Origin of the sequence: Paenibacillus sp. UNC496MF (assembly GCF_900113915.1) — a bacterium.
GTDB lineage: Bacteria > Bacillota > Bacilli > Paenibacillales > Paenibacillaceae > Paenibacillus_Z > Paenibacillus_Z artemisiicola.
The window spans coordinates 499,547-513,218 of the sequence record NZ_FORE01000004.1; the positions used below are offsets into that span (position 1 = coordinate 499,547).

Below are 13,672 nucleotides of genomic sequence, written 5' to 3' on the forward strand. Positions count from 1 at the left end.
CGGGGGTGAACGCGATATGGTGAAGAAAGGCTTGCTCGCGCTCGGCGTCCTGCTGGTGCTGATCGCCGCTCTGGCGGGCGCGGGGCTGTGGTACGTCAAGCCGCAGGAGAAGCTCGACCTGGCGTACCGGACCGTGCCGCTGGAGCAGCGGGCGATCGAGATGGCGAAGAATTTGAGCACGACGCTGACGCTCTCGGAATCGGACGTCGACAACATCGCCAAGGCGTACATCGCGTCCGATCCGCGTTACGGCCCGGACGTGACGGTGACCGGGGCGCGCTTCGACATCGAGGACGGGCGCATCGCCGCGCATTACAATTTAAAGGTAAAAAACCGGATTCCGGCCGGCGTCGTCGTCTATTACCGCGTCCAGTGGCGCGATCCGAATCTCGTGGCTGTCGTCGACGCAGCGAAGCTGAGAAGCCGGACGCTGCCGAAGCGCTACTTTGACGACATCGTCATCCCGCTCGGCAGCGGCGTACCGAAGCCGATTCGCATCCGCTCCGCGGCGCTTCAAGGCGACAAGCTGGTCATTGCGATCAAAAAGCCCACCTTGGCCGAGCTGACCCAGCTGCTGCGCCGGGAGCTCGGTTTATAGGCGGGCTTGACGATAAAGGCGCGAGGCGCCTTCTAGCATTAACGCAGTCTCGCGAGCAGCGGGCGGAGCGTGCCGATCATGAACGCGCCGATCGCGGCTTTGATGAAATCGCCGACCAGGAACGGGTAGCAGCCGCTCTTCATCGCGGCGCCGAAGTCCAGCTTCGCTTTGAAGGCCAGCCAAGGCACGCCGCCGGCGTAGGCGAGCAGGACGCTGAACAACACGAGACTGAGGAACAGCAGCGCGTAGCCGCCGCGGTTCAGCTTCTTCCCGCGGGCGAACAGCCGGTCGCTGGCGAGCCCGATGAGCAGCGCGGATAACGGAAACATCCAGATGTAGCCGCCCGTCAAGCCGAAAATGACGGAGATGCCGCCGCTGCCGCCGAGAAGCGGCAGTCCGGCCGCCGTCAGCAGGACGACGATGAAGATGCTGAGGAAGCCGTAGCCGGCGCCGAGCAGCCCGCCCGCGAGCATGACGGCGAGCGTCTGCAGCGTAATCGGCACGGCCGTGAACCACAGCGGCACTTTCACGAAGCTGAAGGCGACGAAGAGCGCGGCGAACAAGGCGGTGAAGACGGCACTGCGGATCCAGACGGCGGAATCGGCGCGCTTGGCGTCCGCGATGGCGGTTTGAGCGGTTTCGGTCGGCAAGGTAGTCATTGTCTTTTCTCCTCCTGAATGTTAACCTTGTTATCTGGTGATGGTTAACAATTAGCATCATAGCATGGGAGTAAACTTTTGGGAAGAGGGAAATCGGGTTGGAAGATCGCGGAGAGAGCAAATTGGTTTTGAAGCAAGTGACCATCCCGCGAGCGCCGGAATCGGGCGAGACGGCGCCGCGGCTGGCGGATGTACATATGGAGCTCGGTCCCGGGGAATGGCTCAATCTCGTCGGCTTGAACGGCAGCGGCAAATCGTCGCTCGCCCGGCTGCTCGCCGGCCTCGTCATCGACGGCGTGCAGGGTACGTGGAACCGCGGCTTCGCCGGCGGGCTGCCGTCGCCTTACGTCATGCAGCAGCCCGATGCGCAGCTGTTCGCGGAAACGCCTCGCGAGGAAATCCGGTTCGCGCTGGAATGGCGCGGACTGCCGCCGGAGCGGATTCTGGCGGAATCCGAAGCGATTTTGCTCGAGACCGGCTTGGGGGCCATCGCGGACCTGACGTGGGACAAGCTGTCCGGCGGGCAGCGCCAGCTGGCGGCCGTCGCCGCGGCTTCGGCGACGCGGACGCCGCTCATCGTCTTCGACGAAGCGACCTCGATGCTCGACGAGCAGTCGCGCCGCGGCGTGCGCGCGATCGCGGCGAAGCTGCACCGCGGAGGGACGGCGGTCGTGTGGGTGACGCAGCGGCTGCAGGAGCTGGGCGCCGAGGACCGGGTCGTCGCGATGGCGGAGGGCCGCGTCGCGTTCGACGGGAGCGGCGGGCGATTTTTGTACGGCGCCGGGTATCCGCGCGGAGTCGGCGCGGAGGAACCGCCTTGCGCGGCTTGCGGCCTGCGCCTGCCGTACGTCGCGCGGCTGGCGCTCGAGCTGGGCCGTGCCGGCAGGCTGCGGCCGCCGTTCCCGGAGGCCGACGATGCGGAAGCTTGGGCCGAGGCGCTGAGGCAGGTGAGCGCGCGATGAACGGCATGCACGTGAATTCGCTGCGCTTGCACGGGATCAGGCTCGCCGGCGTGACTGCAGGGGATCGGGCGAAGAGCGATTCGGGCGCGGACGCGGACGTGCTGGAGCTGGCGGCGGGGACGATTACCGTGCTCGCCGGCGCGAACGGCGCGGGCAAAACCCGCCTCCTCGAGACGATCGCGGGGCTGCGCGAGCCCGACGGTTTGTCCGTAGCCTTCGGCGGGGAAGCGATGTGGCTTCGCAAACGGACGGTATGGCGGACGCGGTTCGCGCCGAATCCGCGCGCGCTGCTCGCGTACGCATACGCCTGCCAGTCGCCCGAGGAGCAGCTGTTTCTTCGTACCGTGCGCGAAGAGCTGCGTTACTCGCTCCGCCCGTACGCGCTATCGGAAGCCGAGCTCGAGCGGCGGACGGACGATGCCTTGCGGGCGGTCGATTGGGATCGGGGCTGGCTGGCGCGCGATCCGTACGCGATGAGCGGCGGAGAGCGGAGGCGCACGGCGCTAGCTTGCCTGTTCGCGCCGGCGGCGGCGTGGCTGCTGCTGGACGAGCCGACGGCCGGGCTCGACGCGGACGGCCACGAGCGGCTCGCGGCGCAGCTGCGCCTCCGCGCCTCGGAAGGGCAGGGCGTGCTGCTGATTTCGCACGAGAGCGATTGGGCGTTCGCGCTCGCGGACCGCATTCTGCTGCTGCATGCGGACGGCGCCGTCCGCGTCTGCGGCCGAAGCGAGCTGCTCGCCAATCCGCATTGGCTCGCCGAAGCGGGCATGGACGTGCCGGATTGGTTCGCGGTCGCGCGAATCGGGCTGGCGCTCGGAGCGCCCGAAGGCGCCGTCTGGGATCCGCGCGGGCTGGCCGACGCGCTTGCGGCGCTCCGGCCGGACGACGGCTTCGCCCGCGAGCACGGACAAGCGGGGTATGCGGTCGGAACCGGCGCGCCGCCGGAAAAAGGCGCGCCAGGCGCAACGTCTTCACCGCTCGCCGGCAAGTCCGCGAACCGGCAGCCAAGCGTGGCCGGCGCGTCCGGCGCGGCTCCGGGAACGACCGCGGCTGCCGGAACGCCGACCCTCGTCGTCGATGCGAGCGCGCCGCCTCCGACCGCGTCCGGCGTGCCGCCGCGAACGTCCGCGGCAGCTTCGCCGCAGTCGCCGGACTTAATCGATGCCGGCGCGCTTCCGCCGCCCGCCGCCGCTCCGGCCGCCGCCGCGCCCGCGCCCGTCGCATCCGAGCCCGCGCGGCGGCCGTTCCAGGTCCGGCCGGGCGCGGACGACGCGTCGCCGATCGCGCGCTTCGACGCGCGCGCGGTCTGGCTGACGTACATCCTCGTCTCGACCGCGATCTTGAACGCGCGGGGCTGGACCGCCATCGGCGCGTCCGCGGCGCTGGCGGCGGCGGCCGTCTACTTCGGCCGCATTCCGCTCCGCCGCTGGAAAGGCGCGATCAAAGCGATCGCGACGTTCACGGTCGCCGTGTCGCTGTTCGCCGGCTTCGGCGCCGCCGCCGGAACCGCCGAAGCCGGGGCGGCCGCAAGCGCCGGCCCGTGGCAATCCGCCGCGGCGCTCGCATCGTTCCAGTCGCTTGTCCGGCCCTTGATCGTCATGCTGCTCGGCTTCGGCCTGCCGATCGCCGTGACGCCGCTCCGGCTGCGGCGCGCGCTGGAGCAGCTGTTCGCCCGCTTCGGCCGGATGCCGGCGCGGGGGACGAAGCTGCTGTTGACGATCACGCTGATGCTGCGTTTCGTGCCCGTGCTGCTCGCGGAATGGGAACGGTTCGCGCGGATCGCCGCGGCGCGCGGCAAGCGGACGGGCGGCTTCCTGCGCGGCGGCGTGCGGCGGATCGTCGAGACGGCGCTGCCGTTCATGCTGTCGCTGTTCCGGCTGGGCGACGCCGTGACCGACGCGCTCAAGAGCCGCGGCGTCGGCGCGCGGGCGCATCCGACGCTGCTGGCCGCCGAGGCCTGGCGCCTGCGCGATACGTTCCTCGTGCTCGGCGGCGCGGCCGCCTGCGCGCTGATTCGGCTTTGCTGATTTGGCTATGAAAAATAGGAATTTCGCCCGGAATGGGCTATGATAGGCTAGAAGGTTTCGAAAGGAGGGTTCCGATTCGATGACGCAGCCGCTGCAACCGAATCTCGACCGCACTTATATGTTGGCCTTACTTGAAAGGCTGCTGAACACCCCGAGCCCGAGCGGCTTCTGCGACGCGATCATGAAGCTGATCGAAGCGGAAGCGTCCAAGCTCGGCTGCGCGATGACGCGCACGCCGAAAGGCAACGGCATCATCGCGATTCCCGGCGCGAATCCCGGCGGGGACGGCGCTGTCGCGCTGACCGCGCACGTCGATACGCTCGGCGCCATGGTCCGGTCGGTCAAGCCGTCCGGGATGCTGCGGATGACGCCGGTCGGCGGCTACGCGATGGCGACGGTGGAAGGCGAATACTGCCTCGTGCACACGCGGGACGGCCGCGCCTACGAGGGCACCGTGCTGACGACGAAGCCCTCCGTCCATGTCTACGCCGATGCCCGCGACCTGAAGCGGGACGAAGCGAACATGGAGGTCCGCATCGACGAGCCGGTGAAGAACAAGGAAGACGTGCTGAAGCTCGGCATCGGCGTCGGCGACTTCATCTCGTGGGACCCGCGGACGCGGCTGCTGCCGAACGGGCTCGTCAAGTCGCGGCATCTCGACGACAAGGCGAGCGTCGCGGCGCTGTTCGCGCTGCTGGAATGGATGAAGCGCGAAGGCCGGACGCCGGAGCGCGACGTGAAGATCATCATATCGACGTACGAGGAAGTCGGCCACGGCAGCTCGCATATCCCGTCGGACATTACGGAGATGATCGCCGTCGACATGGGCGCGCTCGGCGACGACCTGTCCGCGACGGAATACGACGTGTCCATCTGCGCGAAGGATTCGTCCGGCCCGTACGACTACGCGATGACCTCGGCGCTGATCGCGCTCGCGAAGCGCGAAGGGATTCCGCACGCGGTCGACGTGTACCCGCATTACGGCTCCGACGCCTCCGCGGCGCTCCGGGGCGGCAGCAATATCCGGGCGGCGCTGATCGGCCCGGGCGTGCACGCGTCGCACGGCATGGAGCGAACGCACGCGGACGCCGTCGCGAACACGGCCGCGCTGCTGGCGGCGTATTTGTTCGAGCCGCGCGCTTGAACGTTCGCCGTAAAATTACAAGTGGACAAGCGCGAAACCGACATTATATGATGAATAGCGGGTGATTCGACATGACGACAGAAAACAACGTATCCAATTCCAACGAAACGCAGGATACGCAGGAACAAGGTAACGTTTCGGAGGCCGAATTCCGGCAGGTCGTTCAAGCCCTGCACGAGAATGGCTTGAAAGCGCTCTGCTTCAAGTTCGAAGACGAACAAGTGGACGGGCAAGTGTTGAACCACAAGGTATACGGACCGATTTTCACCTTCAAAATCGAAACGAAGGACGGCGGCAAATACGCGACGGGCTTCTTCATGCGCGAGCTGCTGCACACCTTCCAAAACAACGAAGATCCGGCGCTGTGGATGTCTTCCTTCTTCTTCGAGCTGATGGACGGCAACGAAGGCAAGGACAAGCTGCTGCCGATGCCGCCGCAATCGGAAGACGAAGCCAAGGCGCTGATCGACAACGTCATCGTGCCGTACTGCGCCAAGACGCTCCGCGAAGAGTTCCCGGACGAGCAGGTATACGTCGACCTGGATCTGCACGAGGAGCACGGGCCCGTGCTGGAAGCCGGGTTCACGGGCATCACGGACGGCAACAACATCTGCGCGCTTCCGCTGCACGTGCTGATCGCGCACTTCCTGCTCAATCGCGATCCGGCCGAGCCGATGATCCAAGGCTTGTACCGCATCCGCCAGGAGCACGGACTGGAAGCCTAAATCGCGCCGCCGATAAGCGGACATAGAAAAAAGCCTGAGCGATCAGGCTTTTTTTCGTTCCCGTTTTCGTTTTTTTTCGTCCCTTGTTCGTGCGTTCGATTTGTCTCAAAGGGGCGAGTTCGGAAAATCGTTCCGCCTACGCTTGCAGCGGATCGGCCGGCGCGGCCACCGCGGCGGCTTCCTGCTTCTCCGCGCGCATGTACAAGACGAGGCCGACGATGATCAGCAGGCCGCCGAACAGCTGGAAGCCGGTGACCATTTCGCGGAACAGCAGCATGGCGAGCAGGCTGGCGCCGACGGGCTCGGCGAGCACGGTCATGGAGATGGTCGTCGGTTTTACATATTTGAGCAGCCAATTGAAAATCATATGCCCGAACACGGTCGGCACGACGGCCAGAAGCGCGAACACGAGCCATTCCTTGGCGGGATAGCCGGTCATGGGAATGCCCAGGGCGACGTTGTAGCCCACGAAGCAGGCCGCGGTAATGCCGAACACGATGAGGCTGTACAAGTACGACGGGAGCCGGCGCATGATTTGCTTCGCGATCAGCATGTTGACGGCGACCGCCAGCGCGCCGAGGAACGAGAGCAGATCGCCGAAGAACGCGCGCTGCGACAGTCCGACGTCCCCCGAGCCGATGCTGATCGCCCCGACGAGCGCGACGAGCATGCCGGCGACGGCGAATTTGGACGGCCGGTCCTTGAATACGAAGAACGCGCCGACCATGACGAAGACCGGCTCCAGGGCGAGCAGAATGGTGGAGCTGGCGATCGACGTATAGGTGAGCGAAGCCATCCACAGCAGAAAATGAAGCGCCAGGAAGAAGCCGGCCGCGATCAGCAGCAGCCAGTCTTTCCGGCCGATCGCGGTCAGCGTCTTCAGCTGCTTGCCGCCGAACGGGAGCATGAACAGGAACGTAAAGAGCATCCGGTACATGCCCTGCACGGAAACGGGAGCGTCCGAGGCGCGGACGAGTATGGGCGCGAAGGAAATGGCGAGCATGCCGACGAGCAACGGGATGGCCGGCGAGATCGCGGGTTGGGCGGATTGCGAAGATGACTGCACGATGATGGTCCTTTCTGCGGCTTTGCTTTAATAAGAATCGAACGGAGTTCGGCACCCTTCATTATGCACCTCCGGGCTTGTCCAGGCAAGAGAAGAAGCGCGTTTCGGCGGACCGCGCAAGGACGGGCCAAGGGTTCGTCATAATGTTGTCATTTGTGCCGCATGGCGAAGTCTGTTATCATTTTTCTGAAAAGACGGACAGCTCCGGCAAGACGGGCTGTCGAAGGGGAGACTAGACAAAATGGGCGTTCCGACAGGGGTGTGGGTGTCCGCGGCCATCATCGCGGTGCTCGTGACGTGGATAACGATCTGGGTGACCAACAAAGCGTATTCCCGGCGATGGGAAGACCACGGCATGGACAAGGAAAAGGATAACGGAGATAGAGATCGCACCAAGTGACGGCCAATTCGCTTGTAACCGGGCCGAAGGTGTCCTATACTGAAAAGCGAAACCAAAAGGGTTCGCTTTTTTTCATAGCGGCTTGGACCGCAAGCACGAAAGCATCAGATACGAAAGCATCGGAGGAGGAATCAAGCATGAATACGCCAAACGCGCTTCCGGACGTGCGCGTGTCGCAGGTCTTCAACGCGCCGATCGACAAAGTATGGCGCGCCATCTCCACGTCGGAAGGACTGGGCGCCTGGTTCATGCCGAACGATTTCGCGCCCGTCGTCGGCCATGAATTTCATATCGACGCCGGCCCGTTCGGCAGGCAGCGGTGCCTCGTCAAGGAGATCGAGCCGCCGTCTCGCATCGCGTTCCAATGGGGAACGGAGTGGACGATCACGATTCTGCTCGAGGACCGGGGCGATGACCGGACCGCCTGCACGCTCGTCCATGCCGGCTGGCGCGAGGACGGCATGACCGAATTCAACCTGCCGCACGCGGCGGTGCGGGAACGCATGGGGCAAGGCTGGGTCGGCATCGTGGCCAAGCTCGGCGCCGTCGTCGAAGCCTGACATGCCGGCGCAGCCGTCCGGCAAGCACGACGTGTTCCAGGCCATCGCCGATCCGACGAGGCGCGAGGTGCTGAAGCTGCTCGTCGACCGGGAGATGCCGATCGCGGCCATCACGGGCCATTTTCCGATGACGCGCACGGCGGTGTCGAAGCATTTGCGCATTCTGTCCGAGGCCGGGCTCGTCAAGGAGCGGAAGGTCGGGCGCGAGATGCGCTACCGGCTGGAGCCGCAGCCGCTGCAGGAGCTCCGCAATTGGCTGCGGTATTACGAGCGGTATTGGGAAAACAAGCTGTCCGCGCTGCAGCGCCTGGTCGAGGCGGACGACGGGGCGGAGCCTCCGAAGCCGGACGGACGTTGATCTGCCCGCGAAAACCCGTGGTTTCGGACCGCGGGTTTTTCTGGTACCCTTTACATAGGACGAAAAGGAGGAATGTTCCATGTTATCCGCTGCCATTCAATACATCGGACAAGTCGGCGTCATCCTGAGCCGCAACGGCTTCAAGCTGGCCGTCGACCCGTTCCTGACGCCGGATGCGCCCGGCGGGCCGCCGACCGAGTGGGTCCGCGCTTACCCGCCGCCGGTCGATGCCCGCGACCTGACCGACTTGAACCTGGTGCTCGTCACCCACGAGCACGGCGATCATTTGGATCCGGTCACGCTGCGCGCCATCGCGGAAGCATCGCCCGGCTGCACGTTCGCCGGTCCGGACGTCTGCGCCCGCATCCTGGTCGAGAAGGGCATTCCCGCGGAGCGCGTCGTCAGCCTTCGGCACGGCGAGGCGTTCCCGTGCGGGGGCGGCTTGACCGTTCATCCGATGCCGGCGTGGCACGAGAAGCGCATCGTGGACGCCGAAGGCCGGGACCGCTTCCTGGGGTACATGTTCGACTGGGACGGCATCACGATCTACCACGCCGGAGACACGCTCGTCGACGAGGCGCTCGTCTCCGCCTTGAAGCCGTTCCGGATCGACATCGGCATGCTGCCGATCAACGGGAGGGACCTGTTCCGCAACCGGCGGAACATCGACGGCAACATGAACGCGCGCGAGGCGGCCGATCTCGCGGCGGACGTCGGCATGGATTACGTCGTGCCGCTGCATTTCGACCTGTATATGAACAACAGCGAAGGCATCGTCGGCTTCGTCGGCGAGCTGTTCAACCGGTTTCGCGGGCAAAAATACCATATCTTTCAGCCCGGGGAAGTGTGGGTCTACGTCAAGACGAACGAGATTTGAAGGCCGCGCGGTTGCCCGCCGGGACATCGGATACACTAGGAAGACATTGGAGGCGACCGCGGGATGAGCATCCTGTCTTTCACGGCCTTGAGCAAGACGCTTCCCGGCGGCCGCACGCTGTTCGCGGACGTCTCGGCCGACATCGAAGAGCCCCAATCGGTCGCGCTGCTGGCGCCGTCCGGCCAAGGCAAGAGCACGCTGCTTCGCCTGCTCGCGCTGCTGGACGAGCCGAGCGGCGGGGAAGTGCGGCTGGACGGGAAGCCGTCCGCCGGCTGGCATCCCCAAGCATGGCGGCGGCGGGCCGCGTACGTGGCCCAGCAGGCCGTCATGCTGCCCGGCACGATCGCGCATAACGTCGGCGCGTTCAGCCGGCTGCACGGCGCGCCGTTCGACCGGGACCGCGCGGCGAAGCTGATGGACGCGGCGGGCTTGGCGGCGACGGACTGGGAGAAGGACGCGGCCGAGCTGTCGGGCGGCGAGAAGCAGCGCGTCGCGCTCGTCCGGTCCTTGATGGCCCGCCCGGCCGTCCTGCTGCTCGACGAGGCGACGGCTTCGCTCGACGAGCATAGCAAGCTGGCCGTGGAAGGGCTGCTCGCGGACGCGCTGGCGGCGGAGCGGACGACGCTGGTTTGGGTGACGCACGATCTGGAGCAGGCGCGCCGCGTCGGTTCGCGGGTCTGGTTCCTGTCCGGCGGCGGGCTGGCCGATTCGGAGGCGGATGCCTTCTTCCGCGAACCGCCGTCGGAAGCGGCGGAGCGGTTCCTCAAGCGGGGCGGGACGGAGGCGGATCCGCCATGAGCCTGACGGCGCTCGCGTTCACGCTGCTCTTCGTCGGCATCACCGTCTTCGCGTCCATGCGGCAGAAGCTGGGCTTGGAGCGCGACATCCTGATCGGGACGGTCCGCGCCGCCGTGCAGCTGCTCGCGATCGGACTCGTCCTGCAATATTTGTTCCGGACGCGGCAGCCGATGCTGCTCGTCCTCGTCGTCGCCGCGATGATCGCGGTCGCGGCCTGGCACGCTTCCCGGCGCGGCCGGGGACTGCGCGGCATCCTGGCGCGCGTCGCGGTCTCGATCGCGGCTACGGAGGCGATGATCATGCTGCTGCTGCTCGGGCTCGGCATCATCGGCGATACGCCGCAGTACATCATCTCCATCAGCGGCATGACGATCGGCAACGCGATGGTCGTCGCGGGCTTGTATTTGAATCAGATGAAGCGCGACGTCGAGGCGTCGCGCGGCGAGATCGAGACGCTGCTCGCGCTCGGCGCCAGCGCGCGGCAGGCGATTCAGCTCAGCCTGCAGCGCGCGGTCAAGGCGAGCATGATTCCGACGATCGACGGCATGAAGACCGTCGGCATCGTCCAGCTGCCCGGCATGATGACGGGCATGATCATCGCCGGCGCCGATCCGCTTCAGGCGGTCCGGTACCAGATCCTGATCGTGTTCGCCTTCACGTCGTCGGCCGCCGTCACGAGCATCCTGCTCAGCCTGCTGAGCTATAAGCTGTGGTTTACGAAGGACATGCGGCTCCGCATGCCGGCGCGCGATTAGCGCGGCCGGCGCGGAGCTTCCGCCTCATAGGCGGGATCGCCTGCTTCATGCGAGACAAGCTGCTACATAATCGAGAGGAGCGAAACATGATGAAATATCGGAAATTGGGCCGAACGGAACTCGAGGTATCCGTCATCGGCGTCGGCACGTGGCAGTTCGGCGGCGAATGGGGACAGCAGTTCGCGCAAGCCGAAGCCGACGCGATCCTGGACCGGGCCGCCGAGCTCGGCATCAATCTGATCGATACGGCGGAGTGCTACGGCGATCATCTGTCGGAATCGCTGATCGGCGACTACTTGTCCCGCCGCAAGCGCGAGGATTGGATCGTGGCGACGAAGTTCGGCCATCATTTTCACGAGCGGTTCACGCGGACCGACGATTTCTCGCCCGCGGACGTCGTCCGCCAGCTGGACGCGTCGCTGAAGGCGCTCAAGACGGATTACGTCGACCTGTACCAGTTCCATTCCGGCCCGGACGCGGTCTTCGACAACGACGAGCTGTGGTCGGTGCTGAACGAACAGAAGCAAGCCGGCAAAATCCGGCATCTCGGCACGTCCATCGGCAGCAATGCCAACGTCCATCAGACGGACGCGTCGACGCGGGTCGGCTCCGAGGTCATCCAGGTCGTGTACAACCGCCTGGATCAAGTGCCGGAGGAGGCCGTGTTCCCGTCCTGCATCCGCCAAGACCTCGGCGTGCTGGCGCGCGTGCCGCTCGCGAGCGGGTATTTGAGCGGCAAGTACAAGCCGGACGCGGTCTTCGACAAGACCGACGTCCGCCATCGGCACGACCGCGAGAACACCGTCAAGAAGCTCGAAGAAGTGCAGCGCATCGCGGCGGAAGAGGTGCCGCAGGGCGTCGGCATGGCGGCCTGGGCGCTCGCTTGGTGCCTGAAGCATCCGGCCGTCACGGCCGTCATTCCGGGCTGCAAGAACCCGGAGCAGGTCAGCTCCAACGCCAGCGTGGTCGAACTGCTGGAGGACGGCCATCCGCAGGACGTGAACCGCTGATCCCATCGCAGCGAGAATCGGCGGGTGCGCCTTGAAACGGCGTCGCGCGATGATTTCGCGAATTGCGCCCCTTGCGCCGCAAAGTCGCCGGCGTTGTTTCTCGGCCCGAAGCGTGCGCTGCCAACGCCGGAAAACCGTTCCCCGGGGGGAACGGTTTTTTTGTTTTGCGGCAGCGGAGGCGGGATGAAGGCCGGATCTAGATCGAGCCGCGTCGGCGAGCCGGGAACGAGACCGGAAGCGTCGCGTCTTGACCGGAGCGGCCGGCGATTCGGGCTTGAACGGAGCCGCGGCGAAGCTGCGAAGCCGGCTCCGGCGCGCAGCCGCGGCAGGAAATTCCTTTCATTCGGCGGCCGCAAAATAATGTTTGCTGCCCCCCCGTTCGCAGTGGTAGTTTAGTAGGTACCAGGCAATTTACGAGACGCGGGGAGGTTGGATGACGGTACATGAAGGCTCTTGTGTGGAAACGCCGGCTGGCGGCGCTCCTGGTGCTGGCTTCGTTCGGCTGGGCGAGTCCGGTCCGCGCGGAGACGGCGGACGACGCGCGGCCCGAGCTGGCTTCCGAAGCGGCCGTGCTGATCGACGCCAAGACGGGAACCGTCTTGTACGCGCGCAATCCGGACAAGCAAGAATATCCGGCCAGCATCACGAAGATCGTCACGGGCATCGTCGCCATCGAGGATGAATCGGATTTGGCGGCGACGGTCACGGTGTCGAAGGAAGCGCGCGGCGAAGATGGAACGCGCATTTATTTGGCGGAAGGCGAGAAGCTGCCGCTGCTGAATTTGTTGTACGGCATGCTCATGAACTCCGGCAACGACGCGGCGACGGCCATCGCCGAGTACGTCGACGGCTCGAAGGCGAAGTTCGCGGAGCGGATGAACGCGTTCGCGAAGGACAAGGCCGGCGCGGCGAACACGCATTTCGTCAATCCGAGCGGGCTGCCGGACCCGCGGCAGTACACCACGGCGACGGACATGGCGAAGATCGCGCGCTACGCGATGCAAAACGAGCTGTTCCGCACGATCGTCGGCACGAAGCGCATGCCCTGGAACGGCCAAGAATGGAAGTCGGAACTGATCAACCATAACGAAATGCTCGGCCAGTACGAAGGAACGACGGGCGTCAAGAACGGCTACACGGGCGACGCCGGCTTCACGCTCGTCGCGTCGGCGAAGCGAGGCGGCATGGAGCTGATCGGCGTGCTGCTGAAATCGCCGACGAAGTCGCTCTTGTACAAGGACATGACGAAGCTGCTCGATTACGGGTTCGACCATTTCGCGCTGCAGCGAGTATCGGCGGCGAATCCCGCCTATCCGCTCGCGGCCGGCACGGAATTCGTCCAGACCGGACCTCTGTACGCGGTGGTGCCAAAGGGCGAGACGCCGGCGGTATCCGTCTCGCCGGACGGCGAGGTGCGGGTGCGGACGTCGCTCGGCGACGCCGCGGCCGGCCGGCTGCGGCCCGCGGTACCGTCGCTCGCGTCGCTCGCGGCGATCGCGGCGCGCTACCCCGCGGTCAAGGCGTCGGAGCTGCGCGGGGACGACGGCGGCAAGGGCGCGCGGGAGCCGGGATCGGCCAAAAAAGCGGAAATTTTCGTCGTATGGGTCGGCATGCTCGTCTATCTCGCCCTGATCGCCGCCATCCGCGCGAAACGTCACCGGCCGGAGCGCGAGCGCAGCTTCTAGCAGCTGTCGAAAATGTTTCCAAGCAGAGGTAAAACGGGTGCAGACGGC

At 65.7% G+C, this 13,672-nt stretch carries 15 protein-coding genes; 13 read left to right on the forward strand and 2 right to left on the reverse strand.

Going from position 1 to position 13,672, the window contains the following annotated elements:
- The first annotated feature begins 16 nt into the window (after window positions 1-16).
- Window positions 17-598, forward strand: a complete 582-nt coding sequence (locus tag BMZ79_RS02245; RefSeq protein ID WP_090636168.1) for a hypothetical protein — start codon at window positions 17-19, stop codon at window positions 596-598.
- A 38-nt stretch (window positions 599-636) separates the two neighbouring features.
- Here the strand turns inward: BMZ79_RS02245 and BMZ79_RS02250 are convergent, their stop codons facing one another.
- On the reverse strand, window positions 637-1,257 hold the full coding sequence (locus tag BMZ79_RS02250) for a biotin transporter BioY (RefSeq protein ID WP_090636169.1): 621 nt from the start codon (window positions 1,255-1,257) through the stop codon (window positions 637-639).
- Between the two features lie 137 nt (window positions 1,258-1,394).
- Between BMZ79_RS02250 and BMZ79_RS02255 the strand changes: the two genes are divergently transcribed.
- From BMZ79_RS02255 to BMZ79_RS02270, 4 genes are all read left to right on the forward strand, one after another.
- The gene (locus BMZ79_RS02255; protein WP_218154637.1) at window positions 1,395-2,219 is read left to right on the forward strand and encodes an energy-coupling factor ABC transporter ATP-binding protein; all 825 of its coding nucleotides are present in this window, start codon (window positions 1,395-1,397) and stop codon (window positions 2,217-2,219) included.
- On the forward strand, window positions 2,216-4,246 hold the full coding sequence (locus BMZ79_RS02260) for an ATP-binding cassette domain-containing protein (RefSeq protein WP_090636173.1): 2,031 nt from the start codon (window positions 2,216-2,218) through the stop codon (window positions 4,244-4,246). The genes BMZ79_RS02255 and BMZ79_RS02260 overlap by 4 nt, the downstream gene beginning before the upstream one ends.
- 79 nt (window positions 4,247-4,325) lie before the next feature.
- A complete protein-coding gene (locus BMZ79_RS02265; RefSeq protein WP_090636174.1) occupies window positions 4,326-5,390 on the forward strand; it encodes a M42 family metallopeptidase in 1,065 nt (354 codons plus the stop codon).
- Window positions 5,391-5,461: 71 nt separating this feature from the next.
- Window positions 5,462-6,115 (forward strand): hypothetical protein, encoded by a 654-nt coding sequence (locus tag BMZ79_RS02270; RefSeq protein ID WP_090636176.1) that lies wholly within the window; start codon window positions 5,462-5,464, stop codon window positions 6,113-6,115.
- A gap of 136 nt (window positions 6,116-6,251) precedes the next feature.
- Here BMZ79_RS02270 and BMZ79_RS02275 read toward each other — a convergent pair whose 3' ends face one another.
- Complete coding sequence (locus tag BMZ79_RS02275) at window positions 6,252-7,181, reverse strand: DMT family transporter (RefSeq protein ID WP_256252513.1); 930 nt, start codon at window positions 7,179-7,181, stop codon at window positions 6,252-6,254.
- A 241-nt stretch (window positions 7,182-7,422) separates the two neighbouring features.
- Here BMZ79_RS02275 and BMZ79_RS34105 point away from each other — a divergent pair, with 241 nt between their 5' ends.
- The 8 genes from BMZ79_RS34105 (at window position 7,423) to BMZ79_RS02310 (ending at window position 13,624) form a co-directional block, all read left to right on the forward strand.
- Window positions 7,423-7,581 carry a hypothetical protein gene (locus BMZ79_RS34105; RefSeq protein WP_177221966.1) on the forward strand — a complete coding sequence of 53 codons (159 nt, stop codon included), beginning with the start codon at window positions 7,423-7,425 and terminating at the stop codon, window positions 7,579-7,581.
- A 137-nt stretch (window positions 7,582-7,718) separates the two neighbouring features.
- Window positions 7,719-8,141 carry an SRPBCC family protein gene (locus tag BMZ79_RS02280; RefSeq protein WP_090636177.1) on the forward strand — a complete coding sequence of 141 codons (423 nt, stop codon included), beginning with the start codon at window positions 7,719-7,721 and terminating at the stop codon, window positions 8,139-8,141.
- 1 nt (window position 8,142) lies between these two features.
- Window positions 8,143-8,499 carry an ArsR/SmtB family transcription factor gene (locus tag BMZ79_RS02285; protein WP_090636179.1) on the forward strand — a complete coding sequence of 119 codons (357 nt, stop codon included), beginning with the start codon at window positions 8,143-8,145 and terminating at the stop codon, window positions 8,497-8,499.
- 79 nt (window positions 8,500-8,578) lie between these two features.
- A complete protein-coding gene (locus BMZ79_RS02290) occupies window positions 8,579-9,376 on the forward strand; it encodes an MBL fold metallo-hydrolase (RefSeq protein ID WP_090636180.1) in 798 nt (265 codons plus the stop codon).
- A 63-nt stretch (window positions 9,377-9,439) separates the two neighbouring features.
- Window positions 9,440-10,174 (forward strand): ABC transporter ATP-binding protein, encoded by a 735-nt coding sequence (locus tag BMZ79_RS02295; protein ID WP_090636182.1) that lies wholly within the window; start codon window positions 9,440-9,442, stop codon window positions 10,172-10,174.
- Complete coding sequence (gene fetB, locus BMZ79_RS02300) at window positions 10,171-10,929, forward strand: ABC transporter permease (RefSeq protein ID WP_090636184.1); 759 nt, start codon at window positions 10,171-10,173, stop codon at window positions 10,927-10,929. Before BMZ79_RS02295 ends, fetB begins: the two co-directional genes overlap by 4 nt.
- Window positions 10,930-11,018: 89 nt before the next feature.
- Window positions 11,019-11,939, forward strand: coding sequence for an aldo/keto reductase (locus BMZ79_RS02305; RefSeq protein ID WP_090636185.1), 921 nt, complete (start codon window positions 11,019-11,021; stop codon window positions 11,937-11,939).
- A 443-nt stretch (window positions 11,940-12,382) separates the two neighbouring features.
- Window positions 12,383-13,624: a D-alanyl-D-alanine carboxypeptidase family protein gene (locus tag BMZ79_RS02310; RefSeq protein ID WP_090636187.1), complete on the forward strand. Its 1,242-nt coding sequence runs from the start codon at window positions 12,383-12,385 to the stop codon at window positions 13,622-13,624.
- The last annotated feature ends 48 nt before the right edge of the window (window positions 13,625-13,672 follow it).